Genomic DNA, 26,052 nt, shown 5'->3' with positions numbered 1-26,052 from the left:
GCTCACCGGTCCGGGTCGTAGCGGTTGCGCAGGTAGATCGCGAACGCGTTCAGCGTGAGCGTGAACGCGAGCAGGACCAGGATCGCCGCGGGTGCGAGTGCTTCCCGGTACTCGGCCTGCGGCAACCTCGACCAGTTGAAGACGACGACGGGGAGAGCCGTGAAGGGCTCACGGAACGACTCGACGAAGCCCGCCCCGCCCGTCGAGAGGAACCCCAGACCGCCGACGACCACCAGGAGGGGCGCCGTCTCCCCGATGGCTCGGGACAACGCGAGGATCGTGCCGGTGAGGATGCCCGGCGCCGCGTTGGGCAGGACGAGGCTCTTGGTCACGTCCCACCGGGTCGCTCCGAGTCCGTACCCCGCCTCGCGGAGCGAGCGCGGGACCGCCCGGACGGCCTCTGCCGACGTGATGATGACGATGGGCAGGACCAGGATGGCCAGCGTCAGCCCTCCGGAGAGCGCCGTCCCGCCGCCGGTCAGGTTCACGACGCCTCCGAGGTCCCGCGGTCCCAGGAAGCGCGTGAAGATCGCGAAACCGAGCAACCCGTAGACGATCGAGGGGACTCCGGCGAGGTTACGGATGTTGATGTCCAGCAGACGCGTCAGCCGGTTGTCGGTGGCGTACTCCTCGATGTAGATGGCGGTCGCGATCCCGACGGGGAACGCGGCCGCGATGGTGATAACCGCGATCTGGACCGACCCGACGATCCCCTGCCACACCCCAGCTCGCTCCGGGAAGGTGGACAGGCCGCTGCTGATGAACGAGCCGAGGCGCTCGCTGATCACCGAAGCCGCACCCTGGACGATCTCGACCATGAGTGCGATCAGGACCGCGAGACCGGACAGGAGCGCGAGAAGGCACAGCGCCTGGAAGGCGTGCTCGCCGACCCTCGCACGACGCGCTGCCACGCCGGATCCGGTCAAGGGACGGGCGAGGGGCTCGCTCGCAGCCATCAGGCGTAGACCCTCCGATAGCGCCGAACGATGCGGTCGCCCAGGATGTTCAGACCGAGCGTGAAGATGAAGAGGACGATCCCGACGAAGTACAGGCTCGCGAAGGGATCACCGATGGCGGGGTTGTCCGACCCCAGCGCGAGGTTGGCGATCGCAGCGGTCATCGTGAGTCCGGGCTCGAGCGGGTTCGCCTCGAACAGCGCGGACCCGGTCGCCCCTCCCGCGATCGTCACGACCATCGTTTCGCCGATGGCGCGTGAGACCGAGATGATCGCCGCCGCGACGACGCCCGACAGAGCGGCGGGGAGCACGACCCTCAGGACCGTCGTGCGCTTCCGTGCCCCGAGCCCCGCGGACGCCTCCCGCAGCGAGTCGGGCACAGCCCGCAGCGCGTCCTCCGCGATCGACGCCATCAACGGCGTGACCAGCACGCCCACACCGATCCCGGCGGCCAGCATCGTGTGGGTGCCGGCATCCGTGAAGAAGGACTGCACGATCACCGGGTTGATGAAGGTGAGCGCGAAGAAACCCACGACGACCGAGGGGATCGATGCCAGTACCTCGAGGATGGGCTTGAGGATCCGACGCACCCGCGACGGGGCGTACTCGGACAGGTAGACGGCGGCGCCGAGCCCCAGCGGTCCGGCGACGAGGATGGCCACACCGGAGATGATGACGGAGGCGACGATGATCGTCCTCAGGTCGAACTTGTTCCGCTGGGGGAACCAGCCCAGGTCCCACAACGAGCTGAGGTCGATGCTGGTGATGAAGCTCACCGCCTGCCCGATCAGACTGACGACGATGAGCACGCTGATGACGATCGACGTGATCGCCGCGACCGCCAGGATGCGTGAGACGCGACGCTCCCGGCGTCGGCGGCCCGGGTTCCCAGTGAGGCTCGGGACCGCGTCGATCACGCCAGCTCGCTGGGATCGATCAGGGTCCGCTCGTTCCACCGATCCAAGGTCTCCTGCCAGGTCTCGTCCGCGACGTTGACGTAGCCGACGTCGGCCACGGCGCGCTGACCGGTCTCGCTGAGGTAGAAGTCGACGAAGTCGACGAGTGCAGGGCTGGTCTCGAGCTTATCGGCGTTGACGTAGATGAAGAGCGGCCGCGAGAGTGGGTAGCTGCCGTCCTGGATCGTCTCCTCGGTTGGGGTGACGCAGGTGCCGTCACCACCGTCGATCTGGAACGCCTTCACCCTCTCCTGATTGCTCGAGAAGAACGCGTAACCGACCCACCCGAAGGATCCAGGCGTCCCACCGAGGGTCTCGATGATGACGTCGTCGTTGGCACTGCCGGTCCAGTCATCACGGATCGGGGTCTCGGCCTGTGTGGCGTCGATGGCCTCGGCCTCGGCGCGCTGCTCGGCGGCGGGCTCGAGCGCGATCTCGAGGAAGCTGTCGAACGTGCCCGATTCGGTCCCGGGGCCGAACGTGGTCAACGCCAGGTCGGGGAAGGGTGCAGCGACCCCACCTCCGAGCTCCTCGACGATCGGGTTCGCGTCCTGCCAGTTGGAGAAACCAGTCGACTCGGGCCCGACCAGGCCGTAGATGTCGCTGAACGACAGGCACTCACCGACATCCTCGGTCTCCGGCGACGTCAGCGCGGCGATCCCATCGATGCCGATCACGAGCTCGATGATGTCGGTGACCCCGTTGGGTTCGCAGACGTCGGTGTACTCCGATGCCTTCATCGGACGTGACGCGTCGGCGATGTCCGCCTCGCCGGTGCAGAAGAAGTCGCTGAAGCCCTTGCCGGTACCGTCGATGCCGACCGAGATGGGGACCCCGGAGCCCTCGTCCTGGAACAGCTCGGCGATCCGGGAGCTGATGGGTTCCACCGTCGAGGAACCACGGATCACGATCCCCGCGGAGGAGCCGTCGTCTCCGCCGCTGTCGCCGCCACCGCCACAGCCGCTCAGGAGGAGGGCCGCGGTCAGGACGATCCCGATGCCGGTCCGTGCTCGAGCTTGAGTGCCCATGGGCGTCGTTCCTCTGGTCCGGTTCCGCCGGCGGCGCGGTCCTGCGACCGCCGTCGTAGACGAGGGGGACGCTACGAGTCGCAACCGAGTGTGCACTTACGACCAGGTGAACGGACGGTGAACGTGCGACGAACGGTGGGCGGCGTCGCTGTCAGCCGAACCGGCCGGTGATGTACGCCTCGGTGCGCGGGTCTGACGCCTGCGTGAAGATGGTCTCGGTGCGATCGAACTCGACGAGCTCTCCCGTCCGCTCACCCCGGTGATCATCGACGTTCACCGTGAGGAACGCGGTCCAGTCCGAGACACGCGCGGCTTGTTGCATGTTGTGGGTGACGATCACGATCGTGTACTCGTCACGCAGTTCCCGCATCAGATCCTCGATCTTGAGCGTGGCGATCGGATCGAGGGATGAGCACGGCTCGTCCATCAGGATCACGTCCGGGCGGACTGCGATGGTGCGTGCGATGCACAGCCGCTGCTGCTGACCACCGGAGAGGGACAGGCCGCTGGTGGAGAGGTTGTCCTTGACCTCGTCCCACAGCGCAGCCTGCCGCAGCGCCTGCTCGACAGTCGCATCGAGGTCGTCGTCATCGCCGAGCAGCCGCGGACCGTAGGCCACGTTGTCGTAGATGCTCTTCGGGAACGGGTTGGGCTTCTGGAACACCATCCCGATGCGACGTCGAACCTCCACGGGATCGACGTCGGGGGCGTAGATGTCCTGGCCGTGGTAGCGGATGCTGCCGTGAACGGACGCGCTCTTGATCAGATCGTTCATCCGGTTCAGGGTCCGCAGGAGCGTCGACTTGCCGCACCCCGATGGTCCGATGATGGCGGTGATCTCGTTCACCGCCACGTCGAACGAGATGTCACGGACCGCTGTGAAGCTGCCGTAGCTGACCCCGACTCCCCGCAGTTGCAGGACGGGGTCGTCGATCGGCGTCGAGCGATCGGCCTCGACCTGCGTCTCAGTGCTCATCCACCTCGCCCATGTCGCTCGTGGGCGCTGAGGGTAGTCACCGACACGAGGTGCGCTCGACAACCCGAGGGGTGTTCGATGCCCCTCATCGGGGGTGCACGAGCCGCAGGGCTGCCAGGCCAGCGCCTAGCCCGCAGGCCACCGCGGCGACCGCCCCGAGCGCGACCGGCCCGTCGGCGTCACGGACCGCCGCGACGATGGGGACACCCACGACCAGCGCCACCGCGAGCGCGATCGCGAGCCCCGCGATCACCCGGACCCAGGTGCGTTCTCCGACGGCGAGCGCACCCGTCCCGACCAGGATGGGCACCGCGCCGAGCGGCACGAGTGGGCCGAGGAACACCGCAGAAACAGCTGCCGTGATCGCGAACGGCGCCCCACTGACGCCCAGACGCACGAAGCTTCCCGTGGCGAGTCCGACGAGAGCGCCGAGGAGGGTCGGCATCACGACGACCGCGGCGGTCGTGCCGCGCCCCACGTCGTCAGCGAGCGCGGCGACGATCCCTGACGAGACGCTGACGCCGATGCCGACCGCCAGCCCCGCGGTGAGCCACCGCATGCTGAGCAGGAGACGGAAGGAGGACACGGCGTAGTATCGCTCGCCAGCGGGAGGCGGGTGTGGCAGCGACGGAGACGATCGGTCCACCGTGGCCGGAGGACCGCGGCGGGCACGTCTGGCCCAAGGACCGCGAGGTCCGAGCAGGCGACGGGGCGTGGATCCGGTACACGGTCATCGGGGCCGAGGACGCCCCGTGGCTGGTGCTCTGTGCCGGCTTCATGTGTCCGGACAACTTCTGGGGCTACCTCATCCCGCCGCTCCTCGACCGCTACCGCGTAGCCGTCCTTAACTACCGAGGTGTCGGGGCGTCGTCCTACCCGCGTGACCCGGGGTTCGCTGGCCGCGACGTGCGCGCGGAGGACTACACGATCGAGAAGCACGCGGGCGACGTCGCCGCCGTCATGGACGCCGAGGAGGTGACGGGAGCGACCGTCATCGGGCACTCCATGGGTTGCCAGGTCGCTCTCGAGGTGTGGCGACAGCGCCCGGACCAGGTCGCCGCACTGGCGCTCATCACCGGCCCCTACGCCTCGCCGCTGCACACCTTCTACGGCTCCAAGCTGGGCGTGTACCTGTTCCCCTTCGCCTACCACGCGATCCGGTTCATCCCGCGCCCACTGCAGAAGCTGATCCCCCGAGCGGTCCGGCTACCGATCGCGATGCCCGGAGCACGGCTCATCCGTGCCCTGGGCGAGCACACCCCGGCGGAGGGCATGTCGCTGTACTTCGAGCACTTCTCGCGGGGCGATCCGGTGGTGATGCTCGAGATCGCCAAGGGCATGCACCGTTTCGACGCCTACCCGTGGCTGGGCGACGTCGCGGTCCCGGTTCTCGTGGTCGTGGGAGACGAGGACACGTTCACACCGCCCGAGATCGGCGACGAGTTCCTCTCACACCTCCCCGACGCGGAACTGCTCGTGCTGCCGGGGGGCACGCACGGGGCGCTGATCGAGTTCCCGGACGAGATCCGCGAGGCGCTGCTCGACTTCACGGCGCGACGCCTGGGCCACCGCGGCAGCGCTCAGTAGTCGATCGAGGCGTACTGGCGCAGCTTCTCGAGGCGGTGGCGCGCACGCACGACCCGGATCGTGCCGCTCTTGCCGCGCATCACCAGCGACTCGGTGATGGCCCCACGGTTGTCGAAGCTCACCCCCTCGACGAGCTGCCCCGGGGTGATGCCGGTACACGCGAAGAAGCAGTCGTCGGAGCCGACCAACTCATCGGTGGTCAGGATCTGGTCGACGTCCCTGCCCGCCTCCAGCGCGGCGCGACGCTCCTCGTCGTCGCGCGGCCACAGTCGGCCGAGGATCTCGCCCCCGAGGGCCTTGACGGCGCAGGCTGCGGTGACGCCCTCGGGCGTACCTCCGATCCCGACCAGCACGTCGATGCGCCGCTCGTCCCACGCGGCAAGGATGGCCCCCGCGACGTCACCGTCGGTGATGAGCTGCAGACGTGCACCGGCGTCGCGGATAGCGCGCTTGTGCTCCTCGTGCCGGTCCCGATCCAGCATCATCACCGTCAGGTCTCGGACCTCGGTGCCCTTGGCCTTGGCGATCGCCGCGAGGTTGTCACCGAGTGGAGCATCCAGATCCACGACCCCGACGGCCGAAGGTCCCACGACGATCTTCTCCATGTAGACGCACGGGCCCGGGTCGAACATCGTCCCGCGCGGGGCGACCGCGAGGACCGCGAGTGAGCCCGGACGACCCTCGGCGAGGAGCCGGGTGCCATCGATCGGATCCACGGCGACGTCGGTCTGCGGCGTTGCTCCGCTGCCGACCGCCTCGCCGTTGTAGAGCATCGGCGCCTCGTCCTTCTCGCCTTCACCGATTACGACCACACCGTCCATGTCGACGGTGGCGAGGATCTGCCGCATCGCGTCCACGGCGGCCTGGTCGCCCGACTCCTTGTCGCCTCGGCCCTGCCAACGTGCGGCGGCGAGGGCGGCGGCTTCGGTGACGCGGACCAGCTCCATCGCGAGGTTGCGGTCGGGCGCTTCAGCCATGGTGAGCTCCGTGCTCGGTCGGGACCCGAAGAATAGGAGCGCGGTGCTCAACGTGGTGTGCGCGTCAGCTGGCCATCAGCCTCGCGACGGAGACCTCAGCTGGTCCGGCGCGGACGGATGGTGCGTGGGAGGTCACGGTCGAGGCCCGGCGGGAGGCCGCCGATCTCGGCGTGAGCGCGGAGCGCGTCGTTCTCCCAGGCGACACGATCGCGCACGCCCTCGAAGTCGTTGAGCATGCGCTTCTGCAGCTGGACCGTGCCGTGGTCGCGAGATCCGACCTGGACCAACCACTCCCAGGCCGCGTGCTCGGCCGTGCCGTCATCGACGACGCGCTGGACGAACCCGGCCGTCGCCGCCTCGTCGACTCCGACGTCCCGTGCCGACAGGATCCAGTCCTTCGCCGTTCCCAACCCCACCAGGCCCACCAACCTCGCAGGCCCGACCGGGATGCCGTAGATGGCGCCGGGGAAGCGGAACCGGGCGGACCGGCCAGCGATGCGGATGTCGCACGCCCCGGCCGCTTCCGCACCGCCCCCGATCGCCGGTCCTTCGACCGCCGCCGCCGTGGGCAGCGGCAGGTTGGACAGCACCTCGTAGAAGACGGTGAACAGCTCCATCCGGCGTACGCCACCGTCGGTGTCGCCCTCGCGAACGTCGGCACCGGCGCTGAAGGTGTCGGCGTCGCCGGTCAGCAGCAGGCCCGTGAGGTCCGCCGCTGCGCTGACGGCATCGAGCGTGTCCAGCAGCTCGGTCAGCATCGCGGTGTTCATGGCGTTGCGAGCCTCGGGACGGTGCATCCGCACGATCCGGACACGACCCTGTTCGTGGTCGCGGTCCTCGACGAGGACGGAAGGGGTCACGCTCGACGCCTCGGATCGGATCGGTGGAGGGGGGGTGTCGGCGAGCCTAGCCATGGCTGCTGGGTAGCCTCGCGGCGTGTCCCGCTCGAGCCGGAACCGCCTCGCGGCCGTCGTCCGCGACCCGAACGCCGACCTCGCCGAGGCCGCACTGCTGTGCGCGACCGAGTCGAACCCCGATCTCGACGTCGACGTCGCGTTGTTGCGTCTCGAGGCGTACGCGGACGATCTGCGGACCCGTGGCTTCCCGGACTCGGACACCGCCGCGCAGGCAGCAGCCGTCGCGGGCTACCTGCACGGCCGACAGGGCTTCGCCGGCGACACCCACGACTACCACGATCCACGCAACTCCCTGCTCGATCACGTGCTCGCGCGCAAGCGTGGACTGCCCATCACGCTGTCGATCGTCTACGTCGCCGTCGCCCGCCGGCTCCGCGTCTCCGCCTTCGGCATCGGCCTGCCCGGGCACTTCGTCGCCGGCATCGGGGACCCCGAGCGTCCGGTCGTCCTCGACCCCTTCCACGGGGGTCGAAGGATCGACGAATCGGAGCTGACGGAGCTGGTCGAGCGCGCCACGGGGGGTCGAGCCCGCTTCGACCTATCCATGCTGCGCCCCGAGACCCCGCCTCGGGTCATCCGGCGTCTGCTCGACAACCTCACGCGGGACCAGGTCACGCGCGGCGACGTGAACGGGGCGCTGCGCACGATCGAGCTGAAGCAGCTCCTGCCCATCCCGGCACCCGAGGACCTTCGCCTGTACGGCGAGCTGCTCATCCAGACCGGCCGCTACCGCGAGGCCGCGACGGTCCTCGACGAGTACATCGCCCGCGCCCCGACCCCCGACGACGCCGAGTCCGCCCGCGTCATCGCCCGACGCGCCCGCGCCAAACTCAATTAGGCATCCAACCAGTCGCCCCGAGTCGCGGCAGGAGGCAGCGGCCGACACCGCGCTGTCGGCCGCGGGTCCCGTTCGATGTCCGGATCGACGACGCGGATGCGGCGTCGCCATTACTGGGAGGCGCGGTGCGTCAGGGCGCGGAAGGCGCCGCCGAGCGTGAGGAAGGCGATGGCGGCGACGGCGACGCCAGCACGTCCCACGGCGGCCCAGTCGTAGTGGCTGGTGGTCAGCGCGCGCATGCCCTCGATGACGTAGGTCACCGGGTTGACCTTGGCGACCCCTTGCAGCCAGCCCGGGAGGAAGTCGAGCGGGACGAACGTCGGGGCAAGGAACACCGTCGGGAAGAAGATGATGAACGAGGCCTGCGTGGCCTCGGCCGACCCCGTCCGGAGCGCGATGATCAGACCCAGCCCGGCGTAGGCCAGGCCGAACGCGAACGCCAGCACCACGACGAGGAGGGCTCCGGGTACGCCGGTCGCGATGCGCGCCCCGATGGCGAGCGCCACGAGCAGGACGATCCCGGCCTGCAGCGCCGCGCGCGTGCCGTCGACCATGAGCCGACTCAGCAGCACGCTGGTGCGGCTGATGGGTGCGAGCAGCAGCTTGTCGAAGTAGCCCGCGTCGATGTCCTGGACCAGCGCCATACCCGACGCGCTGCCGGCGCTCGCCACGGTCATCAGCAGCGAGACCGGCACGAAGAACGCGACGTAGTCCGTCGTCTCGAACACCGGCAGGGCCGTGATGTCGCCCAAGGCCGCGGTGTTCACGACGAGGAAGAACACCGGGATGAACAGCGGTGGGATGACCGCCGAGGGAACCCGGAGCCAGATGCGCATCGACCGCAGGTACAGCGGGAGCAGCTCGTGCCGCAGCAGCGAGCGCGGCTGCTGTGCGGTAGCGGCCGTGGTGGCGGACATCAGGACTCCTTCCCGGATGTGACGAGCTCGGGTGAGGCAGTGACGGACTCGGCACCCTCGAGGCGGTGACCGGTGGCTCGGAGGAAGACGTCGTCGAGGGTCGGCCGGCGCAGGCTGATCTCGGCGACCTCGATGCCGGCCCCGTCGAAGCTACGCACGAGCGCCGGGACCGCGGCCGCACCGTTGCTCACGTAGGCGTCCACCGCGACGGTGTTGCGCTCGATGCGGGTCACGCCGCGGTTGCTCTCGAGCAACTCGACGGCGCGGTCGACGACCGCAGCCTCGGCGAGGGTGACCCGCACGACGTCCTCGGAGATCGTCGCCTTCAGCTCCGACGGCGTACCCGAGGCGACGATGCGGCCGTAGTCGATGATGGCGAGCCGATCGCACAGCGCATCCGCCTCCTCGAGGTACTGGGTGGTGAGGAAGATGGTCGTGCCCGACTCGTTGAGCCGCCGGACCTCGGTCCACACGTTCTTCCGTGACGCCGGGTCCAGTCCGGTCGTCGGCTCGTCGAGGAACAGCAGCTCGGGGTGGTGGACCAGGCCTGCCGCCAGGTCCAGGCGCCGCTTCATACCACCCGAGTAGGTCGCGATCCGTCGGTCGCCAGCGTCGTTGAGACCGACGATGTCGAGCAGCTCCCCCGCGCGCCGCCGGGGCTCGGCAACGGCGTAGAGCATGGCCTGGAGCTCGAGGAACTCGCGCCCCGTGGCCAGCTTGTCGAGGCCAGCCTCCTGCAGCGCGACTCCGATGGCACCGCGGACCGCCGCGGGCTGCTCGACCACGTCGTGACCTGCTACCCGAACGGTCCCAGCGGTGGGACGGAGCAGGGTCGTCATGATGCGGACGGTCGTGGTCTTGCCGGCGCCGTTCGGTCCCAGGAACCCGAAGACCTCGCCGCGGTTGACGTCCAGCGAGATCCCGTCGACGGCGCGGACATCGCCGCGGGCGTAGATCTTGACGAGATCCCGGACCTCGATACTGGTCATGCTCACTCCTCGAGCTGCGGTTCGAGCCCCACCAGGAGGGCGCGGACGCCGCCCCTGACGAGCTGGTCCTGGTCGATGGGTACGAGCTCGGGCGGGAGCCCGAGGGTCAGGAAGGCGTACTGGAAGCAACCGCCGAGGAAGAGCGTGGCGACCGCGGTCGTGTCGATCCGCTTGCGCACGCGGCCCAGGCGCTGCTCCGCCTGCAGGTACTCCGCGACCGCGAGGATCGGCCGGTGGGGCCCGCGCCCGTGCTCCGCCAGTGACTTGAGGTGCCGCGCACGCAGGTCCGGGTCCCCCAGGGTGCTCGCCACCATCGGGGCGATCTCGCGGAAGAAGGCGATGGCCAGCTCAGCGAGTTCGGTGAGGTTGCCGCGCACGGAGCCGGTGCCGGCTCGACCGGGGAGGTCGACGGCGTACTGGATGAACGCCGGGAGCCGTGTGGTCATCACCTCGGCGATCAGGTCCTGCTTGTCCTCGAAGTGGTTGTAGAGGGTCCCTTCGGAGCAGCCGGCCTCGGTCGCGATCGCACGCGTCGTGGCGCCTCCGAGTCCCTCGCGTCTGATCACCCGCTCCGCCGCCGCAAGGAGATCGTCGCGCATGGGCACGGCTAGCCTCCTGGAGGTCGTGAACGAGTGAGCGTTCACTCATTATGAGTGAGCACTCACTCAGATGCCAACGGAGTTCCGTGGACGTCCGCTCCCCGCACGCTCGCGTCCAGGTGGGCACGGCGCTGCTCGCCATCGTCTGGGCGCTGTCGTTCGCGGTGCCCGTCCTCCCGTTCTTCCCCACCGTCCTCGTCGGGGGCGCGATCGCGGGGGCGCTCGGGCTGTGGGTGCGGGCGACGATCGTCAGCCGCCGGCCGCCCTTCACCACGACGCCGACGTGGGTCGTGGTCGGTCTGGTCACAGCCGGCGTCCACTACGTGGTGGGGGTGGCCGCCTTCAGGTTCGTTGCCGCCCGCTGGGACGTCTTCCCCGGCGCCGCAGCCGACATCTACGGGCGCACGGCGGAGGTGCCACTCGCCGCCGCGCTCGTCATGGCGGGTCTGGTCACGGCGCCGTTGGAGGAGGTGTTCTGGCGCGGGGCGGTGCAGCCCGTGGTGACGCGGGCCGATCGGAGCGCGACGAGGCGCATCGTCGGCGGGGCGATCGCCTACGCAGCCTTCCACCTCGTCACGTTCCAGCCAGCCCTCGTCGCCGCCGCACTACTGGGAGGGCTGGTGTGGGGGTGGCTCCTCGAGCGCAGCGGCAGCGTGGCGGTCCCGATGGTGGCGCACGGGGCGTGGACCGCCCTGATGATCGCCTACCCACCCTGATCCGGGCGGGCCCCCGGCCCGTCTCCTCCGCTCCGGTTGCATGATCTCTTTGCAAAGATACTATGCAACTTATGACCGATCCTCGCATCGTCAGGCTCGACCGTGCCTCGCTGCGCTGCCTGGCGCATCCCCTGCGCGCGCGACTGCTGAGCGCCCTGCGGGCCTACGGCCCCGCCACCGCTTCCGGGCTCGCCCAGCGTCTGGGGACCAACAGCGGCGCGACCAGCTACCACCTCCGTCAGCTCGCCGAAGTCGGCCTCATCATCGAGGAGGAACAGCGCGGGACGGCACGTGAGCGCTGGTGGCGGGCGGCCCACGAGATGACGTCGTGGACCGAGACCGACTTCCTCGCCGATCCCGACGACCGCGCGGCCGCCGACTGGCTCGTCGGTCACCACGTCCGGACCAAGACGCGGTGGCTGGAGGACTGGTTGGAGCAGCGCCACGAATGGTCCACCGACTGGCGTGCTGCCGCGGACAGCTCCGACCTGCAGGTCGAGGTGACGCCCGACCAACTGCGCGCCATGAACGACGAGTTGTACGCGGTCATCGAGCGCTACCGCCGGGCGGGGCCGGACGACGACGGGAACGCGCAGAAGGTGATGGTGCTCCTCGACACCTTCCCGCATCCGGAGCCGCGCGTGTGACCGAAGGCGACTCTGATGGTCTACCGCCCTCCGGGCTACTTGAGACCGACGCCCACGCGCTGGACGTCGCCCGAGTGCGTCGCCGCTTCCTCGTCCTACGCGGGTTGCGGTGGCTGCCTACCGGGTTGCTCATCCCGGTGCTCGTCGTGCTGCTGCTCGATCGGGGCCTGTCCCTCGGCGACATCGGTGTGGTGATCGCCGCCCAGGGTCTGCTGGTCCTCGCCCTCGAACTCCCGACCGGCGGACTGGCGGATGCGCTCGGCCGGCGCCCCGTCCTGCTCGCCGCGTCCCTGTTCGACCTGGCGACCATCGCGCTGCTGGTGTTCGCCGACACGGTGCCACTGCTGCTGGTCGCGTTCGGACTCCAAGGTGTCTACCGAGCGCTCGAGAGTGGCCCACTCGACTCGTGGTTCGTCGATACGACGCAGGCGGCGGACGCCGGAGCGAACATCGGATCGGGCCTGGCCGTGGGCGGCACCGTCATCGGGGTCGCCATCTCGGCGGGTTCGCTGTTCAGCAGTGGGCTGGTGGCGCTGGCACCACTTCCCTCCGTCGACCCGCTCATCACCCCGCTGCTGCTCGCAGGCGTGCTGCGCGCGGTCGAGATGGGCGCGATCGCGAAGTTGATGGTCGAGCCCACCGGGTGGCGCACCGTCTCGCTCCGTGCCACGGCGCGCGAGGTGCCGCACGTCATCGCCGCTGCCGCGCGCTCGGTCCGCCGGAGTCGCGCGCTGCTCGCGTTGGCGGTGGTGGAGCTGCTCTGGGGCTTCGGGATGGTGTCCTTCGAGATGTTCACCCCCGCCCGCCTCGAGCAGCTCCTGCCCTCCGCCGGCGCCGCCGCGACGTGGCTGGGGCCGGCCAACACCGCGGCCTGGCTCGCCTCCGCCGTCGGGGCCGCTCTGGTCCCCGCGCTCACCGGCCTGATCGGGCCGGTCCGTGCCGCCGCAGGCCTCCGGGTCGTCCAGGCGGTCACCGTGCTCGGTATCGCTTGGTTCACCGGTCCGGCCACGGTGGTCGCGGCCTACGTCGCGACGCTGGCGGTCCACGGGGCGTCGAACCCGATCCACCAGGGGATGTTGCACCGAGCCGTCACCGACCCACGGCGTCGCGCGACGGTGGTGTCCGCGAACAACATGGCCTCGCAGGTCGGCGGGATGCTCGGGGGTATCGCCCTCGGCGTGCTCGCTGACGCGAGCGGGCTGACGGCGGGGATCGTGGTCGGCGCCGCGGTCCTGGCGGCGGCGGCGCCGCTGTACGTCTTCGCCGGGCCGCCAGCCGCGGAGACGGCAGTCAGCGCGCCGCGCTCCGAACTGGCTCCCGTCGAAGCGACCTCACGCCGAGCAGTTTGGCGATCCCGAACACCGCGCTGAGGTCGGCTACCGCCCCGAGGGTCCAACGGCTCCACGCCTCGGCGGACGTCGGGTCGGCGATCGCGAGCGTCAGCACGACGACCGCGAACGCGAGATCGATCGTGGCCAGCGCCACGACACCGCCAGCGGTTGGTCGTCTGGCCACCAGGAGGTTCTCGAGTCCGTAGGCGACGAGGCCGAGTCCGACCACGACGACCGGCCACGTCGCCGACAGTCCGAGCTGGTCGGCGAGCCAGCCGCTGGCTGCCGTGACGACGGCGCCGGCGAGGACGTTGGCCGCTGCATCCAGGGTCAGGAGTCGTGTCAGGATGTGGCGCTTCACCGTGGCTCCTCTCATCCGAGCTGGTAGGTGACGGTGCCGACGGCGACCGTGTCGCCGTCCACAGTGGCGACCTCGACCTGAACGTTGACGAGCCGCCGACCGCGCCGGAGGACCTGCGCGGTGGCGATCACGTCCTGGCCATCGGCCGGGGCGAGGTAGGTGATCGACAGCGCGACTGTGGCGCCACGTAACTGCTCCGGGACCTCGGCCCCGGCCCACGCGGCGGCCATGGCGGCCGTGTCGATCAGCGTCGCGATCGCGCCCCCGTGGACGACCCGTCCGATCGTGACCACCTCGTCGCGGAAGGGCAGCCTGAGCCGGGCGTGCCCGTCCTCGAGGCGTTCCAGCTCGATCCCGACGTGTCCCACGAACGGGCTGTTCGGCAGGAACTCGCGCATCACGTCGGTTCCGGTCATCTCAGCGGTCGGTGTCATCGGTGCCTCCTCGAGCGGTCGTCCGACACGTTGCCCGGAGACGTGCGCGCGGTCGATTACCTCCGAGGTCATGTCCTGCTTGCACGCGTGGGGTTACCGTTGGGGTATGGACGACACGACCTTCGGCGAGCTGCTGCGGACCTGGCGGGAACGCCGGAAGCTGACCCAGCTCGACCTGTCCGCACACTCCGGGGTCTCGACGCGACACCTGAGCTTCCTCGAGACGGGACGGTCGAAGCCAAGCCGGGACATGGTGCTGGCACTGACCGAGCACCTGCAGATCCCACTGCGCGAGCGCAACGTCCTGCTGACCGCCGCCGGGTTCGCAGCGGTCTACGGGAGGACGCCGCTGGACGCGCCCGAGATGAAGGCCGTTCGCTCCGCGATCGAGCTCGTCCTCAGCGGTCACGAGCCCTACCCGGCACTTGCGGTGGACCGGTACTGGAACATCGTGTCGATGAACCAAGCGGCAGCGTTGCTCGCCGCCGGGATCGCCCCTGAGGTGATGGGATCACCGCCCAACGTCTACCGCATCAGCCTGCATCCTGAGGGTCTCGCCCCGCGCGTCGTGAACTTCGCCGAGTTCGCCCACCACCTCCTGGAGCGGCTCCGCCACGACACGACCGTGTCAGCCGATCCCGAGCTCGCGGCGCTGCTGGAGGAAGTTGAGAGCTACGCGACCGTCCGTGAACTCCCGCGTCCGTCGTTGGAGCACCCCGGCGTCGTGGTGCCCGTGCGCCTGCGCCACCCGCGTGGCGAGCTATCGCTGTTCACCACGATCGCCACGTTCGGTACGCCGGTCGACGTGACCGTGGACGAGCTCGCGCTCGAGACCTTCTTCCCCGCCGACGCCGCCACCGCGCGACGCCTCAACGACCTCGCGGTCGCCAGCGACGGCGCCGCCTGATCGTGACGATCGGGGCGTCAGAGGTAGCGGGCGGCGAGCTCGGCGAGGGGGCTGCGCTGGCCCTTCTCGAGCGTGATGTGGCCGAACAGCTCACGGCCCTTCATGCGCTCGATCATGGCGGCGAGACCGCCGTGTGGTGAGATGTAGGGGTTGTCGACCTGGCTGAGGTCGCCGCAGAACACCAGCTTGCTGCCCTCGCCGATGCGCGTGAGGATCACCTTGAGGGTCGACAGCTCGAGGTTCTGCGCCTCGTCGACGATGACGTACTCGTCGGTGATCGAGCGTCCCCGCAGGTAGGTGATGGCGGCCATCTCGAGCTGGTTGCGATCGACGAGCCCCTGGACCGCCTGCGTGACGCTGCGGTGGCCGTTCCAGCTGCCGCGGCTGTCGCGCCGGAACAGCCCGTAGAGGTTGTCGTACACGGCCGCCATCCAGGGGGCGAGCTTCTCGTCGAGGTCGCCGGGGAGGTAGCCGACCTCCTGGCGCCCGACGGCGACCAGCGGGCGGTAGACCGACAGCCGCCGGTAGCGGTCCTGCTCGAGCACCTGCTCGAGCCCGGCAGCCAGGGCGAGGAAGGTCTTGCCCGTCCCCGCCATGCCCATGAGCGAGACGCACGACACCGAGGGGTCCAGCAGCAGATCGAGCGCGAGCGTCTGCCGGGCATCGCGTGGATGCACCCCGAAGGCGCTGCGGTGGCCGACCTTCGCGATCCGCACGGGGTCGGTGTCGGTGACGCGTCCGAGTCCGCCAGCCGACGGACCGGCGTGCATGACGAGGCACTCGTTGACGAGGTTGTCTCCCGCGGTGAGGGTGACCTGGCTCTCGCGGTGGAACGTGTCGAGGTCGGCGCCCGAGACCTCGAGCTCGCTCACGCCCTCGTAGGCCTCGCTGACGCGGACGGTGTCGCCGCGGTAGTCCTGAGCGGCCACGCCGAGCTGCGCCGCCTTCAGTCTGAGCGCCACGTCCTTGGTGACGAGCGTGGCGCCGATCCCCATGGCCGTGGAGAGGATGCGGTGGTCGGGATGGCGTGGATCGAGGTACGGAGGCAACTCACCATCGACGTGGTTGGTCTCGACCCACAGCCGTCCTCCCTCGGGGAGCGCTACGGGTTCCGCGAGTGTGCCTTCGTTGGCGACGCGCAGCTCCTCGAGCAGTCGGACCGCCTGGCGCGCGTTGGCGCCGACCTCGTCGGCACGGGTCTTCTGCTTGTCCAGTTCCTCGACGACGACGAGCGGGACCACGACGTCGTGCTCGGCGAAGCGGTAGAGCGCCCCGGGATCAGCGAGCAGCACACACGTGTCGAGGACGTACAGGACCGCGGTCTGGGGTGTTGGCGGATCTGCCGGGGTGGTGGTCGTGGATGGCTCGCGTCCGTTCCCCAGCTCGAGCAAGCGGTCGTCTCCGGTCCGTGCCAGCCGCGAGCCTCACGGTACCGGGGGTGCCGACGCGCTCCGAGCACCCGGCACGGAGGCCGATCAGCGGCCGAAGCGTCGGTGCCGCCGCTGGTAGTCCCGCAGCGCGCGGAGGAAGTCGATGCGCCGGAACTCGGGCCAGTACGGGTCGCAGAAGTAGTACTCGCTGTGCGCGCTCTGCCACAGCAGGAACCCCGAGAGCCGTACCTCCCCCGACGTGCGGATGATCAGGTCGGGATCGGGGAAGCCGGTGGTGTAGAGGTGGTCGCCGATGTCCTCGGGCTGCAGGGTCTGGATGATCTCGTCGATGGTGGCACCGGCGCGGGCCTTGGCATCGAGCAGGCTGCGGAGGGCGTCGGTGATCTCCTGGCGGCCGCCGTAGCCGACCGCGAACTGGAGGAAGAAGCGGTCATGGTCGCTGGTGGCTTCCTCGGCGTCCTTGAGCGCGCGCCTCGTCGAGTCCGGGAGCAGGTCGAGCGCCCCGACCGCGGTCACGCGCAGGCTGCGTTCGTGGGTCTTGGGGTGTGCCGCGATGCGGGTCACCGTGTCCTCGATGATCCCGAGCAGCGCCGCGATCTCCTGGCTGTCACGGTCGAGGTTCTCGGTGCTCAGCAGCCACAGCGTGACGTAGGGGATGTTCAGCTCCCAGCACCAGTCCAGGAACTCGTCGATCTTGACCGCTCCCGCAGCGTGGCCCAGTGCCGGGTCGAGCATCCCCATCTGACGGGCGTAGCGGCGGTTGCCGTCCAGGATCACGCCGATGTGGCGCGGCAGCTCGTCGCTGCGGATCTCACGCTCGAGCTGGCGCTCGTAGAGGCGGTAGACGAGGTCGCGGGTGGCCATGGACCGATCGTAACCTCGTCCCGGCCGGTCGGTTCGTGTCGGACGGTCAGCGAAGGGAGCGTTCGCGCCGCGCCTTCCAGTACAGCGCGGCGGTGACGAGCGCGAGCGGCAGATCGGTGGCGACGCCGACGAGGTACCCGCGGCTGCGGGTCCGTCGGTACTGGTCCGCGAGCATGGCGCTGCTGGTCACCTTCGCGGTGACGAGCGCGGGCAACGCCGAGGAGTGGCGCAGCGGATCGCGTGCCGCCACGGCCGCTGTGGTCGCGATGGTCGCCATGTAGGCGACGCTCAGAGCGTTCCACAGCCGTGCGGGTTCGGGGGGGCTGCCACCGACCAGCCCGAGGTCGCGCGCGGTGCCGTCGGGGCGGGCGGCGAAGAGCGCAGCACCGATGGCGTAGGCGATGGCGGACAGGCCCAGGAACCGTCGCAGCTGCCGTTCACCCACCGCACCCTCCGATCCGCGACGCAGACCCCCGCAACCCCACAAGGTAGTCGCGCGCAGCCGCGCGGCTCGGTCTCCGCTGGCCCCGGCGGGTAGCCTCCACGTTCCGACCGACGCATCGCGCACTGCGAAGCACCGCGACGCATCCTCACCCTCATCCCCACCCGAGCAGGAGTCCCGCCGTGGCCGAGACGTGGCTGACCCAGGAGGCCTACGACCGTCTGCAGGCCGAGCTGGCTGAGTTGAAGACGCAGGGCCGCAGCTCGATCACGGCGGCGATCGAGGAGGCTCGCGCCCACGGCGACCTCAAGGAGAACGCCGAGTACCACTCCGCGAAGGAGGAGCAGGGCCGGATGGAGGCCCGCATCCGCCAGCTCGAGGAGCTGCTCCGTGACGCGCGGATCGGCGAGACCCCACCGGCCGACGAGGTCGCCGCGGGGCTGATCGTTACCCTGCTCGTCGAGGGCGACGAGGAGACCTACTTCGTCGGCAGCCGCGAGGACAGCCACGACGAGTACGAGGTGCTGTCGACGTCCTCGCCGATCGGCAAGGCGGTCCTCGGCGCGAAGCCCGGCGACTCCGTGAAAGCCGAGACGCCCGGCGGAGGACTCGACATCACGGTGAAGGATCTGCGCCGCCCGTAGGTGGCGGCTCCGGCCTGAACAGCAGCGGCCGTTCCGCGGCGGCGACGCTGGGCGCGCCTTCCGGCAGAGGTCGGACCGGGGGCACCCGGGGCTGCGATGCTCGCGCCCGTCGTACGGCGCTCGCGATGGCCTGACCGGCGGCCCGGGCCAGCTTGTCGGTCTCGTCGAGACGCGCAGCGAGTTCGGAGGTGCGCGCGGTCAGCTCACGCACCTCGATCGTCAGCGCGCCCTGGGCCCGGACCGACTCCTGCAGCTCGGCCAGTCGCGCCCCAACGCCTTGGGTCTGCTCCACGGCGGCACCGACGCCTCCGGCGAGGGTCGCCAGGTCACGACGGATCGCACCGAGCTTGTCCTCGATCGCTGCGACGCGCGTGTCGTCGACACCGGGCGTGACGGGGTGGTCCATGGCATCGATGCGGGCGGCGAGCTCACGGACCCGTCCGTGCAGGTGGGCGAGACCGGCCGCGGTCTGTTCGTGAGGCGCGATGGCCTCACGCAGCGCGACGACCTCGGCCGTCACGGTCGCGACGCGATCGGTGATGCCGCTGCCGAGTTCCTCCGCCAGCGTCGTGAGGCGCGACTGGGTCGCCTCGAGACGCTTGGTGAGCTCGTCGGCACGGTTGCGGAGCTCCTCGATCGGCCCCTTCGAGCGCGCCGACTCGCTGGCGATCCGCCCGTCGAGCTCGGTGACCCGGGTCGCGAGGTCGTCGGTCTTCATGACCGCTGCGTGGACGGCTTCCTCGCGTGAGACGCGCTCCTCGCGGACCGCTTCACGCGCGGCGGCCGCGTGGTCCTCGACCAGTCGTGCGATCTCGCGTGTCCCCTCGATCCACCGTCGTTCGAGCTCCGCCGCGGCCACGTCGTGCCGCTCGTAGGTCTCCTCCAGTTCGTGGCGCAACGTCTCGACGCTCTCGGTGGCCTCCTGGGCCTTGAGGTTCATCGATGCGCGGAGCTCGCCCGCCGCACCATCGAGCTCACGACGCAGCGCGTCGATCCTCGTCGCCAGGTCGTCGTGCCGCTTCCCGAAGCTGGTCTCGAGTTCGGCGAGCCGCCCGTCGGCGCGCGCCGCGACCTCGGTGAGCGCCGAGTCGAGCGTCTCGTCCCGATCGACCTGCTCGGCGCGCAGCTCCTCGACCGTGTCCTGGAGCGAGGTCCTGGCCTCCGCGACGACGCCTTCGATCGTCGTCACACGACCCTCGAGGTCGTCACGTGCGGCCTGGATCTGTCCGGTGATGCGGGCGACGGTCGTGTCGAGCTCGGCGGTCGCGCGATCGAGCTTGGGGGAGAGGTCGTCACGGACCGTTGTGAGCGCCGAACCGACCGACTCCCGTGTCGCGTCGGCGGCCTCGTCCAGGCGCTCCTCGATCCGTCGCCACATGGAGCTGTGGTCCTCGATGGTCTCGCGCACGAGCTCGAGCGCGTCGTCGACGCGGGCGCGCATGACCTCGAGTTCGCCCGCACGGGCCCGCTCGGCCTCCTCGTTCCTGGTGCCGGCGCGTTCGAGGTCCTGCTCGAGGTCGGCGACCCGGGCCTCCAGACGCGCGACTGCCTCCTCCGCCCCGATCTCGGCCAGCACATCGCTGACGTCGAGTTCCAGGTCGGGTCCGTCCTTGCCGCTCACGCCAACACCTCCAGCCGGGACGTGCGTAGGGTGCCACCCCATCCGTCGACGACGCGGAAGTAGCGTCGCTCGTACTAGTACTAGTTCGAAGTGGCCAGCGTGAGGCCACCGAAACCGTCCTCCTGGGTCGTAGGTCGCGACCGCGTGGCGGGCCACCATCGCAGCACCGGTCTCCCCGCCCCCGCCGGCGGCTGGGCCGACCGCCCGATCGGAGGACCACGTGGCGACAGAGGCACAGCCGGAACGGTTCCAGCGCGTGGCCCAGGCCGCCATCGTCACGACCGTCCTGGCGGCCGACGATCGTCCCCTGATCCACGCCGGCATCCGTGCCATCCTCTCCGGCAGCGAGCACATCGACCTGACCGAGGGTGTGGCCATCAGCGACGCCGTCGCCGCGGTGGAGCGCCACCGCCCCGACGTGCTCATCGTCGCCGTGCGGGAGAACGACCCCGATCCGTTCCACGCCATCGCCACCGCGAAGGCGCTCTCCGAAGATCTGCGGGTACTCGTCCTGGCCGACGGCTCGACCGTGATCGACCTGCGCGAGGCGGTGATCGCCGGGGTGGACAGCTTCCTCCTGACGACAGCCACCGAAGAGGACATCCGTGACGCCGTCGCCCGCACCGCGGCCGGTGAGCGGGTCGTGTCGCCCCAGGTCGCGATGCAGCTGGCAGGTTCGTGGCGTCCCGCGACGGGGGCGGAGGCGCCGGCTTCGGTGCTGACACCGCGCGAGCTCGAGGTTCTCCAGCTCCTCGCCGAGGGCCTGACCAACCAGGGGATCGCCAAGCGGCTCGACCTGTCCGCCAGGACGGTCAAGACGCACGTGCAGAACCTGCTGGCGAAGCTCGACGTTCCCGACCGGACCGGTGCGGTCGCCCGCGGCTTCCGGCTCAACCTGATCCGCTAAGCACCACCGGCAGGGTTGACGTCGGGGTCATCGAGCGGGATGCGCAGCCACGAGATGACCTGACGGAGCTGTTCGTACGCCTCCAGTCGCGCTGCCTCGCTGCCCGCCTCCTCGGCCTGCGCGATCGCCGCGCTCATGCGATCGACGACCGACGGGCCGAGTTCGAGCAGTGCCTCGCTCCCGGCCGCGGCCCACTTCGCCAGCACGTACCGGGCCAGCGCCCCGACCGGCAGGTCGAGGTTGCGCGCCATGTTCCTCAGGGTGAACAGGGGGTCCTGCTGGCTGTAGGCGGCCACCTCACGCTTGAAGTTGGCGTCGGGGTCGTCCGACGCGACCGGTCCATCCCACCGTTCGAGGCGGACCGTCGGATCGTCGGGCCGACCCGGCACGTCAGCTGAGGCGTTCGAAGATCATCGCCATCCCCTGACCACCGCCGACGCACATGGTCTCGAGGCCGATGGTCTTGTCGGTGAAGTCGAGTCCGTTGAGCAACGTCCCGGTGATGCGCGCGCCGGTCATGCCGAAGGGGTGGCCCACCGCGATCGCGCCCCCGTGCACGTTCAGCTTGTCGAAGTCGACGCCGAGGTCGTTCGCCGAGGGGATCACCTGGGCCGCGAATGCCTCGTTGATCTCGACCAGGTCGATGTCGCCGATGGTCATGCTGGCGCGGTCGAGCGCCTGTCGCGACGCCGCGACCGGACCGAGACCCATGATCTCGGGGCTGATGGCGGACACTCCGGAGGACACGATGCGCGCCAACGGCGTGATGCCGAGTTCAGCAGCCTTCGTGTCGCTCATCACGATGACTGCGGCGGCGCCGTCGTTGAGCGGGCACGCGTTGCCGGCGGTGACCGTGCCGTCGGGGCGGAACACCGGTTGCAGCTCGGACATCTTGTCACGCGTGGTGCTCGGGCGCGGTGAGTCGTCCTGGCTCATCGTCTCGCCGTTCGGGAGCTCCACCGGCGTGATCTCGCGCTCCCAGAAGCCGTTGGCCTGGGCCTTGCCGTACCGCATCTGGCTCTCGAACGCGAAGTCGTCCTGCGCCTCACGCGAGACCGCCTTGATCTGTGCCACGTTCTCGGCGGTCTGACCCATCGGGATGTAGATGTCGGGCAGCTGCTTGAGCTCGCGTGGGTTCATCCAGTGGTCGGCGCCCTCCTGGGATCGCTCCTCGGTGCGCGCCTCGGCCTCCGCGAACCTGGGGTTCTTCGTGTCCGGCAGACTGTCGGAGTTCCCCTTCACGTAGCGGCTCACCATCTCGATGCCCGCCGAGACGAAGACGTCGCCCTCTCCGGCCTTGATGGCGTGGAACGCCATCCGCGTCGTCTGCAACGACGACGCGCAGTAGCGGGTGAGGGTCGTTCCCGGCACCTCGTCGAGTCCGAGCATGGTCGCCACGACACGGGCCATGTTGAACCCCTGCTCACCACCCGGCAGGCCACAACCGAGGTGGATGTCCTCGATCAGGTGAGGATCGAGCTCGGGGACCTTGTCGAGCGCGGCCCGGATGATGGTGGTCGCGAGGTCATCGGGGCGCAGCTCGGTCATGGAGCCCTTGAAAGCGCGGCCGATGGGGCTGCGGGCGGTGGCGACGATGACGGCTTCGGGCATGAGGGGCTCCGATCGCGGGTCGGCGAGGCGTAGACACCACAGGCTACTCCCCTCGGTCCTCGCGCCCGTAGCCGACCCCTGACCGCTCAGCGCGCTCCATCCGGGTCGATGACGACACCGCCGGCCGGCGGTGGCAACATCCCGGACTCACGTCCCAGCGCAACCACGAGGGCCGCCGTGCTCGCCGATCCCAACGTGCGACGTCTCGCGCTCGCACGCCTCATCAGCCGTCTCGGAGGATGGGCCGGTTTCTTCGTGGGTATGTGGGGCAAGGCTGCCTACGACCTGCAAGCCACCGCAGGCGAGCTCGCGCTGCTCATGTTCGCCCTCGGTGTCGCGTCGCTGATCGGTTCGCTCATCGCAGGCGTTCTCGTCGACCGGCTCGACCCGCGCCGCGTGCTCCTCTTGGGCGAGGTGGCCTTCGTCCCTGCCGTACTCGCGATCATCCCCGCGCAGTCGATGACGTCGCTGGCGGTGCTCGCACCCACGGCGTGGCTGGCGCACGCCCTCGTCGTCACCGCCGTCGACTCGATGCCTCCGTTCCTCACCGACGACCCCGACGATCTCGCTCGCATCAACGCCACGATCGAGGGCGCCGGCACCGCGGCGTTCATCGCCGGCCCCGCGCTCGGCGGCGTGATCGTGAAGTTCTGGAGCGTCTCGTGGGTCTTCGTCCTGGATGCCGCGACGTCGGTGGTGGCGCTCGGGATCATCTGGGGCATCCACCTGCGCCGGTCCGCGGATCGCGAGCGCGGTCCCGGTCTGCGTCAGCTCCGCGACGGACTCGTCTACGCCTACGGCCACCCATCGATCCGCCTGGTGCTCTTGCTCGGCATGGCCACGTTCGTGTCGTTCGGGGCGTTCGGCGCGCTCGAGCCGCTGTTCTTCCGCGAGGTGCTCCAGACGGGACCCGAGGCGATCGGCTGGGTCAACGGTGTGTTCGGGATCGGTCTCCTCGCTGGCACCGTGACCGTCGAACGCATGGCAGGACGGTGGACGAGCACGCGCGCGATGGTCGTCATCACCGTGCTGAGCGGCTTCGGAGCAGCGCTGTACGCCGGGACCGACGACCTCCGTGTCGTGATCGCCGGGGCGCTGTTGTGGGGCGGGGTGCTCGGGGCGCTGTTCCCGGTCATCCGCACGTTGCTACAGGTCTACACCGAGCCGCGGTTCATCGGGCGCGTCATGGGCGCCCTGAACGTGCACCACCAGGTCGGCGAGATGCTCCCACTAGCGTTCGCGCCGGCCCTCGCCACCGCGTTCGGCGTCCAGCCGGTGCTGGCCGGTGGCGGCTTGGCGCTATCGCTGCTCGCGCTGCTCGCCTGGGTGCCTGCCGGGAGGGTGGACGCGGCGGGGCGCCCCGAACGGCTGGTGCAGGTCGAACCGCTCCACGCCGACGACGCCGCCCCGGTCGCCCAGGGCCCCCTCTAGCTTGTTCCCGTCCAGCAACTCACGCGCGCCGACGTGCAACGCCTCTACCGGACGCTGGCGACATCAGGTCGCGTGCGTGGTCGGGGAGGCCTGTCGCCGTCGTCTGTCCACTCGGTGCACCTCGTCGTGCACTCGGCTCTCGAGTGGGCGGTCGGTCGCCAGCTCGTAGTGCGCAACGTCGCCGACGGCGCCCACCGGCTCTCCGACCTGGCGACCCCGATGCGTGGACGGCCGACGAGCTGTCGACGTTCCTCGACGTCGCTGGGGACGACGAGCTCTTCTCGCACTGTGGCGACTGCTGGCGACGAGCGGGCTGCGCATCGGCGAGGCGCTCGGTCTCCGGTGGCGCGACGTCGACTGGAGCCGCAACCGCATCGTACGACGCACGCGCTCGAAAGGCGTGGAGGGGCGCGTCAGCACCGGCACTCCGAAGACCCAGCGAGGACGGCGGACCGCCGATCTCGACGCCGACACGATGAAGCAGCTCGTCGAGCTGCACGACATCGAGAGACGCAACGCTCCGGGTGACTACGTCTTCCTCGTCCCGGGCACCGACGAGCCACTCCACCGGGACGGCGTAGGAAGTCGGTTCCGCCGTCTCGTGCGTGTCAGTGGCCTGCCGCACCTCTCGCCGCACGGTCGGCGTGATACCCATGCGACGCTACTGCTGCAGCAAGGTGAAGCTCTGCATGTCGTATCGCGTCGGCTGGGTCATGCGAACGAGGCGTTCACCGCTCGGCGCTACGCCGCCGTGCTGCCCGGCCAGCAAGCGGAGGCGGTCGACCGCCTCGCTCGCCGACTCGGCGAGACGTCACCCAACGGACAGAACGGAAACGCTCAATAACGCTCCGAGGTGCACGTAAACGCCGGTTCGTCGTCGCGTCACGTTGGCGCGTTCGACGACGAACTCCGAGACGGTCGTGTGTACGAACGCGGGGGTGGTCCACATGGCTTCGCGAGTCAGACGCGCTCGAGGAAGTCTCGGCTCCGAGTCAGGCGGCGTAGCCCTCAGCAAGAACCGTATGCAGTTGGGGGGGATGCGTGCCTCGAAGTCGGGGATCTCAGACGGGGCGAACGGGCCCTGCTCGCCCCACAAGAACACGAGGTAGCCGAACGAGACGCTGCTCGACGCGTCGGTAACGGTCCTCGTTCACGGCCGACCGGCCAGGAAGGCCGCGCGGGCCGCCCTGCCGCTTATCTGAACGTTCTGAAGGTGACGCGGACGAGTTGGGCGGATGCCTGGGCGTGTTGCGCCGTTCCGTTCGCTGAACGCGCTTCTGCGTGGACGTAGAGCTGGACCCACGCCCGGCCGCTCGTGATGCGTGCGCCGCCCGGGCAGTAGAGCTCCGTGGTGAACTCACCCTTGGTCGGCGGCGTGAGGTCGTTGAAGAAGAGCGAACGGCTCGATGCGACCGGGGATCCGTCGGCGCAACTCGGCCCGCCGGCGCGGACACCACCGTACGCGGTGGCCTGATCGTGTTCGGGGTAGACCCAGACCGATGCGGGGAACGGTACGCGTGCGGCGAAGACTCCTGGGGTGCGAGAGACGTCGATGACCTCGTAGGGCGCGCGTACCTCGATGCGAGCCGACGTGACCGGGATGTCGACGGTGGCGACGACGGTGGCTGTGGCGTTCGCGACCGCGGACGCGATCTGCGATCCGCGTTCGGCGGAGACGTCGACCGCGACCTCGCCCTCAGGAGACCAGCGGTGGCTCGTCGCGGCAGCACCGGTGATGCCTGGTGGACGCTCTCGACAACCGTGGAAGGCGATGACCGGCGACGTGAACGCGTTCGATTCGTTGACGATTGGGACCAGCCCCGTTCCGGCGCACCCGTGTGACCGGCCGGCGAACGTCTCGACCGACTGCTGCTGGCCGGCGTGTGAAGGCGGTGCCAGCGCCACGATGGACAGCACCGCTGCGGCCGTTGCCGAGACCATGAGTCGACTCCTCATACTGACCGACCTCCGATCATGACCAGCGCCCAACGACCGACCTCCGCCG

Annotated in this window: 29 protein-coding genes; 10 read left to right on the top strand and 19 right to left on the bottom strand. The window is 69.9% G+C overall.

Translation table 11 applies throughout. The features are described from left to right. Window positions 1-2: 2 nt before the first annotated feature. From pstA to KY469_03045, 5 genes are all read right to left on the bottom strand, one after another. Window positions 3-956, bottom strand: a complete 954-nt coding sequence (gene pstA / locus KY469_03065; GenBank protein MBW3662056.1) for a phosphate ABC transporter permease PstA — start codon at window positions 954-956, stop codon at window positions 3-5. Continuing rightward, on the bottom strand, window positions 956-1,873 hold the full coding sequence (gene pstC / locus KY469_03060) for a phosphate ABC transporter permease subunit PstC (GenBank protein ID MBW3662055.1): 918 nt from the start codon (window positions 1,871-1,873) through the stop codon (window positions 956-958). Before pstC ends, pstA begins: the two co-directional genes overlap by 1 nt. Then, entirely contained in the window at window positions 1,870-2,940 is a 1,071-nt protein-coding gene (locus tag KY469_03055; GenBank protein MBW3662054.1) for a substrate-binding domain-containing protein, read from the bottom strand. Before KY469_03055 ends, pstC begins: the two co-directional genes overlap by 4 nt. 151 nt (window positions 2,941-3,091) lie before the next feature. Next, a complete protein-coding gene (gene pstB / locus KY469_03050) occupies window positions 3,092-3,916 on the bottom strand; it encodes a phosphate ABC transporter ATP-binding protein PstB (GenBank protein ID MBW3662053.1) in 825 nt (274 codons plus the stop codon). Window positions 3,917-4,001: 85 nt separating this feature from the next. Continuing rightward, window positions 4,002-4,502 carry a hypothetical protein gene (locus tag KY469_03045; protein ID MBW3662052.1) on the bottom strand — a complete coding sequence of 167 codons (501 nt, stop codon included), beginning with the start codon at window positions 4,500-4,502 and terminating at the stop codon, window positions 4,002-4,004. Window positions 4,503-4,534: 32 nt separating this feature from the next. On the opposite strand from KY469_03045, the gene KY469_03040 reads away from it, so the two are divergent. Then, on the top strand, window positions 4,535-5,503 hold the full coding sequence (locus KY469_03040; GenBank protein ID MBW3662051.1) for an alpha/beta hydrolase: 969 nt from the start codon (window positions 4,535-4,537) through the stop codon (window positions 5,501-5,503). Here the strand turns inward: KY469_03040 and glpX are convergent. Then, window positions 5,497-6,480 (bottom strand): class II fructose-bisphosphatase, encoded by a 984-nt coding sequence (glpX, locus tag KY469_03035; GenBank protein ID MBW3662050.1) that lies wholly within the window; start codon window positions 6,478-6,480, stop codon window positions 5,497-5,499. The two genes, KY469_03040 and glpX, sit on opposite strands and share 7 nt — an antisense overlap. Before the next feature lie 95 nt (window positions 6,481-6,575). Further along, window positions 6,576-7,340 carry an enoyl-CoA hydratase/isomerase family protein gene (locus KY469_03030; GenBank protein MBW3662049.1) on the bottom strand — a complete coding sequence of 255 codons (765 nt, stop codon included), beginning with the start codon at window positions 7,338-7,340 and terminating at the stop codon, window positions 6,576-6,578. A gap of 76 nt (window positions 7,341-7,416) precedes the next feature. On the opposite strand from KY469_03030, the gene KY469_03025 reads away from it, so the two are divergent. Beyond that, window positions 7,417-8,235 carry a transglutaminase-like domain-containing protein gene (locus tag KY469_03025; protein MBW3662048.1) on the top strand — a complete coding sequence of 273 codons (819 nt, stop codon included), beginning with the start codon at window positions 7,417-7,419 and terminating at the stop codon, window positions 8,233-8,235. A gap of 110 nt (window positions 8,236-8,345) precedes the next feature. Here KY469_03025 and KY469_03020 read toward each other — a convergent pair whose 3' ends face one another. Genes KY469_03020 through KY469_03010 form a run of 3 tightly spaced genes read right to left on the bottom strand, consistent with a single transcriptional unit; the run spans window position 8,346 to window position 10,746 of the window. Continuing rightward, window positions 8,346-9,152, bottom strand: a complete 807-nt coding sequence (locus tag KY469_03020) for an ABC transporter permease (GenBank protein ID MBW3662047.1) — start codon at window positions 9,150-9,152, stop codon at window positions 8,346-8,348. After that, window positions 9,152-10,141, bottom strand: a complete 990-nt coding sequence (locus tag KY469_03015) for an ATP-binding cassette domain-containing protein (protein ID MBW3662046.1) — start codon at window positions 10,139-10,141, stop codon at window positions 9,152-9,154. Before KY469_03015 ends, KY469_03020 begins: the two co-directional genes overlap by 1 nt. 2 nt (window positions 10,142-10,143) lie before the next feature. After that, window positions 10,144-10,746 carry a TetR/AcrR family transcriptional regulator gene (locus KY469_03010; protein ID MBW3662045.1) on the bottom strand — a complete coding sequence of 201 codons (603 nt, stop codon included), beginning with the start codon at window positions 10,744-10,746 and terminating at the stop codon, window positions 10,144-10,146. An 80-nt stretch (window positions 10,747-10,826) separates the two neighbouring features. Here KY469_03010 and KY469_03005 point away from each other — a divergent pair, with 80 nt between their 5' ends. From KY469_03005 to KY469_02995, 3 genes are all read left to right on the top strand, one after another. Continuing rightward, on the top strand, window positions 10,827-11,456 hold the full coding sequence (locus tag KY469_03005) for a CPBP family intramembrane metalloprotease (GenBank protein MBW3662044.1): 630 nt from the start codon (window positions 10,827-10,829) through the stop codon (window positions 11,454-11,456). A gap of 62 nt (window positions 11,457-11,518) precedes the next feature. Continuing rightward, complete coding sequence (locus tag KY469_03000) at window positions 11,519-12,103, top strand: helix-turn-helix domain-containing protein (GenBank protein ID MBW3662043.1); 585 nt, start codon at window positions 11,519-11,521, stop codon at window positions 12,101-12,103. Then, window positions 12,100-13,473: an MFS transporter gene (locus KY469_02995; protein ID MBW3662042.1), complete on the top strand. Its 1,374-nt coding sequence runs from the start codon at window positions 12,100-12,102 to the stop codon at window positions 13,471-13,473. Before KY469_03000 ends, KY469_02995 begins: the two co-directional genes overlap by 4 nt. Here the strand turns inward: KY469_02995 and KY469_02990 are convergent. Beyond that, complete coding sequence (locus tag KY469_02990) at window positions 13,394-13,795, bottom strand: hypothetical protein (protein ID MBW3662041.1); 402 nt, start codon at window positions 13,793-13,795, stop codon at window positions 13,394-13,396. The two genes, KY469_02995 and KY469_02990, sit on opposite strands and share 80 nt — an antisense overlap. An 11-nt stretch (window positions 13,796-13,806) precedes the next feature. Next, a complete protein-coding gene (locus KY469_02985) occupies window positions 13,807-14,196 on the bottom strand; it encodes a PaaI family thioesterase (GenBank protein ID MBW3662040.1) in 390 nt (129 codons plus the stop codon). Window positions 14,197-14,335: 139 nt separating this feature from the next. Here KY469_02985 and KY469_02980 point away from each other — a divergent pair, with 139 nt between their 5' ends. Then, window positions 14,336-15,136 (top strand): helix-turn-helix transcriptional regulator, encoded by an 801-nt coding sequence (locus tag KY469_02980; GenBank protein ID MBW3662039.1) that lies wholly within the window; start codon window positions 14,336-14,338, stop codon window positions 15,134-15,136. Between the two features lie 17 nt (window positions 15,137-15,153). Here the strand turns inward: KY469_02980 and KY469_02975 are convergent, their stop codons facing one another. From KY469_02975 to KY469_02965, 3 genes are all read right to left on the bottom strand, one after another. Further along, window positions 15,154-16,527 carry a PhoH family protein gene (locus tag KY469_02975; GenBank protein ID MBW3662038.1) on the bottom strand — a complete coding sequence of 458 codons (1,374 nt, stop codon included), beginning with the start codon at window positions 16,525-16,527 and terminating at the stop codon, window positions 15,154-15,156. Window positions 16,528-16,611: 84 nt separating this feature from the next. Continuing rightward, on the bottom strand, window positions 16,612-17,391 hold the full coding sequence (locus tag KY469_02970; GenBank protein ID MBW3662037.1) for an isoprenyl transferase: 780 nt from the start codon (window positions 17,389-17,391) through the stop codon (window positions 16,612-16,614). Between the two features lie 46 nt (window positions 17,392-17,437). Further along, window positions 17,438-17,836, bottom strand: a complete 399-nt coding sequence (locus tag KY469_02965) for a hypothetical protein (protein MBW3662036.1) — start codon at window positions 17,834-17,836, stop codon at window positions 17,438-17,440. A 179-nt stretch (window positions 17,837-18,015) separates the two neighbouring features. Between KY469_02965 and KY469_02960 the strand changes: the two genes are divergently transcribed. Continuing rightward, the gene (locus tag KY469_02960; GenBank protein MBW3662035.1) at window positions 18,016-18,477 is read left to right on the top strand and encodes a transcription elongation factor GreA; all 462 of its coding nucleotides are present in this window, start codon (window positions 18,016-18,018) and stop codon (window positions 18,475-18,477) included. On the opposite strand, the gene KY469_02955 is transcribed toward KY469_02960, so the two are convergent. Continuing rightward, window positions 18,449-20,098, bottom strand: a complete 1,650-nt coding sequence (locus KY469_02955) for a hypothetical protein (GenBank protein ID MBW3662034.1) — start codon at window positions 20,096-20,098, stop codon at window positions 18,449-18,451. The genes KY469_02960 and KY469_02955 overlap by 29 nt on opposite strands. 220 nt (window positions 20,099-20,318) lie before the next feature. Here KY469_02955 and KY469_02950 point away from each other — a divergent pair, with 220 nt between their 5' ends. Beyond that, window positions 20,319-21,005 carry a response regulator transcription factor gene (locus KY469_02950; GenBank protein ID MBW3662033.1) on the top strand — a complete coding sequence of 229 codons (687 nt, stop codon included), beginning with the start codon at window positions 20,319-20,321 and terminating at the stop codon, window positions 21,003-21,005. Here the strand turns inward: KY469_02950 and KY469_02945 are convergent. Continuing rightward, window positions 21,002-21,394: a hypothetical protein gene (locus KY469_02945; GenBank protein MBW3662032.1), complete on the bottom strand. Its 393-nt coding sequence runs from the start codon at window positions 21,392-21,394 to the stop codon at window positions 21,002-21,004. The two genes, KY469_02950 and KY469_02945, sit on opposite strands and share 4 nt — an antisense overlap. A gap of 1 nt (window position 21,395) precedes the next feature. Then, window positions 21,396-22,616 (bottom strand): acetyl-CoA C-acetyltransferase, encoded by a 1,221-nt coding sequence (locus KY469_02940; GenBank protein ID MBW3662031.1) that lies wholly within the window; start codon window positions 22,614-22,616, stop codon window positions 21,396-21,398. 177 nt (window positions 22,617-22,793) lie between these two features. On the opposite strand from KY469_02940, the gene KY469_02935 reads away from it, so the two are divergent. Beyond that, a complete protein-coding gene (locus KY469_02935) occupies window positions 22,794-24,047 on the top strand; it encodes an MFS transporter (protein ID MBW3662030.1) in 1,254 nt (417 codons plus the stop codon). 223 nt (window positions 24,048-24,270) lie between these two features. Further along, window positions 24,271-24,891, top strand: a complete 621-nt coding sequence (locus KY469_02930; protein ID MBW3662029.1) for a site-specific integrase — start codon at window positions 24,271-24,273, stop codon at window positions 24,889-24,891. A gap of 350 nt (window positions 24,892-25,241) precedes the next feature. On the opposite strand, the gene KY469_02925 is transcribed toward KY469_02930, so the two are convergent. Next, the gene (locus tag KY469_02925) at window positions 25,242-25,988 is read right to left on the bottom strand and encodes a hypothetical protein (protein ID MBW3662028.1); all 747 of its coding nucleotides are present in this window, start codon (window positions 25,986-25,988) and stop codon (window positions 25,242-25,244) included. Window positions 25,989-26,052: the final 64 nt, after the last annotated feature.

Source organism: Actinomycetota bacterium (assembly GCA_019347575.1).
Lineage (GTDB): Bacteria > Actinomycetota > Nitriliruptoria > Nitriliruptorales > Nitriliruptoraceae > JAHWKY01.
This window is presented reverse-complemented; position numbering and strand designations above follow the sequence as displayed.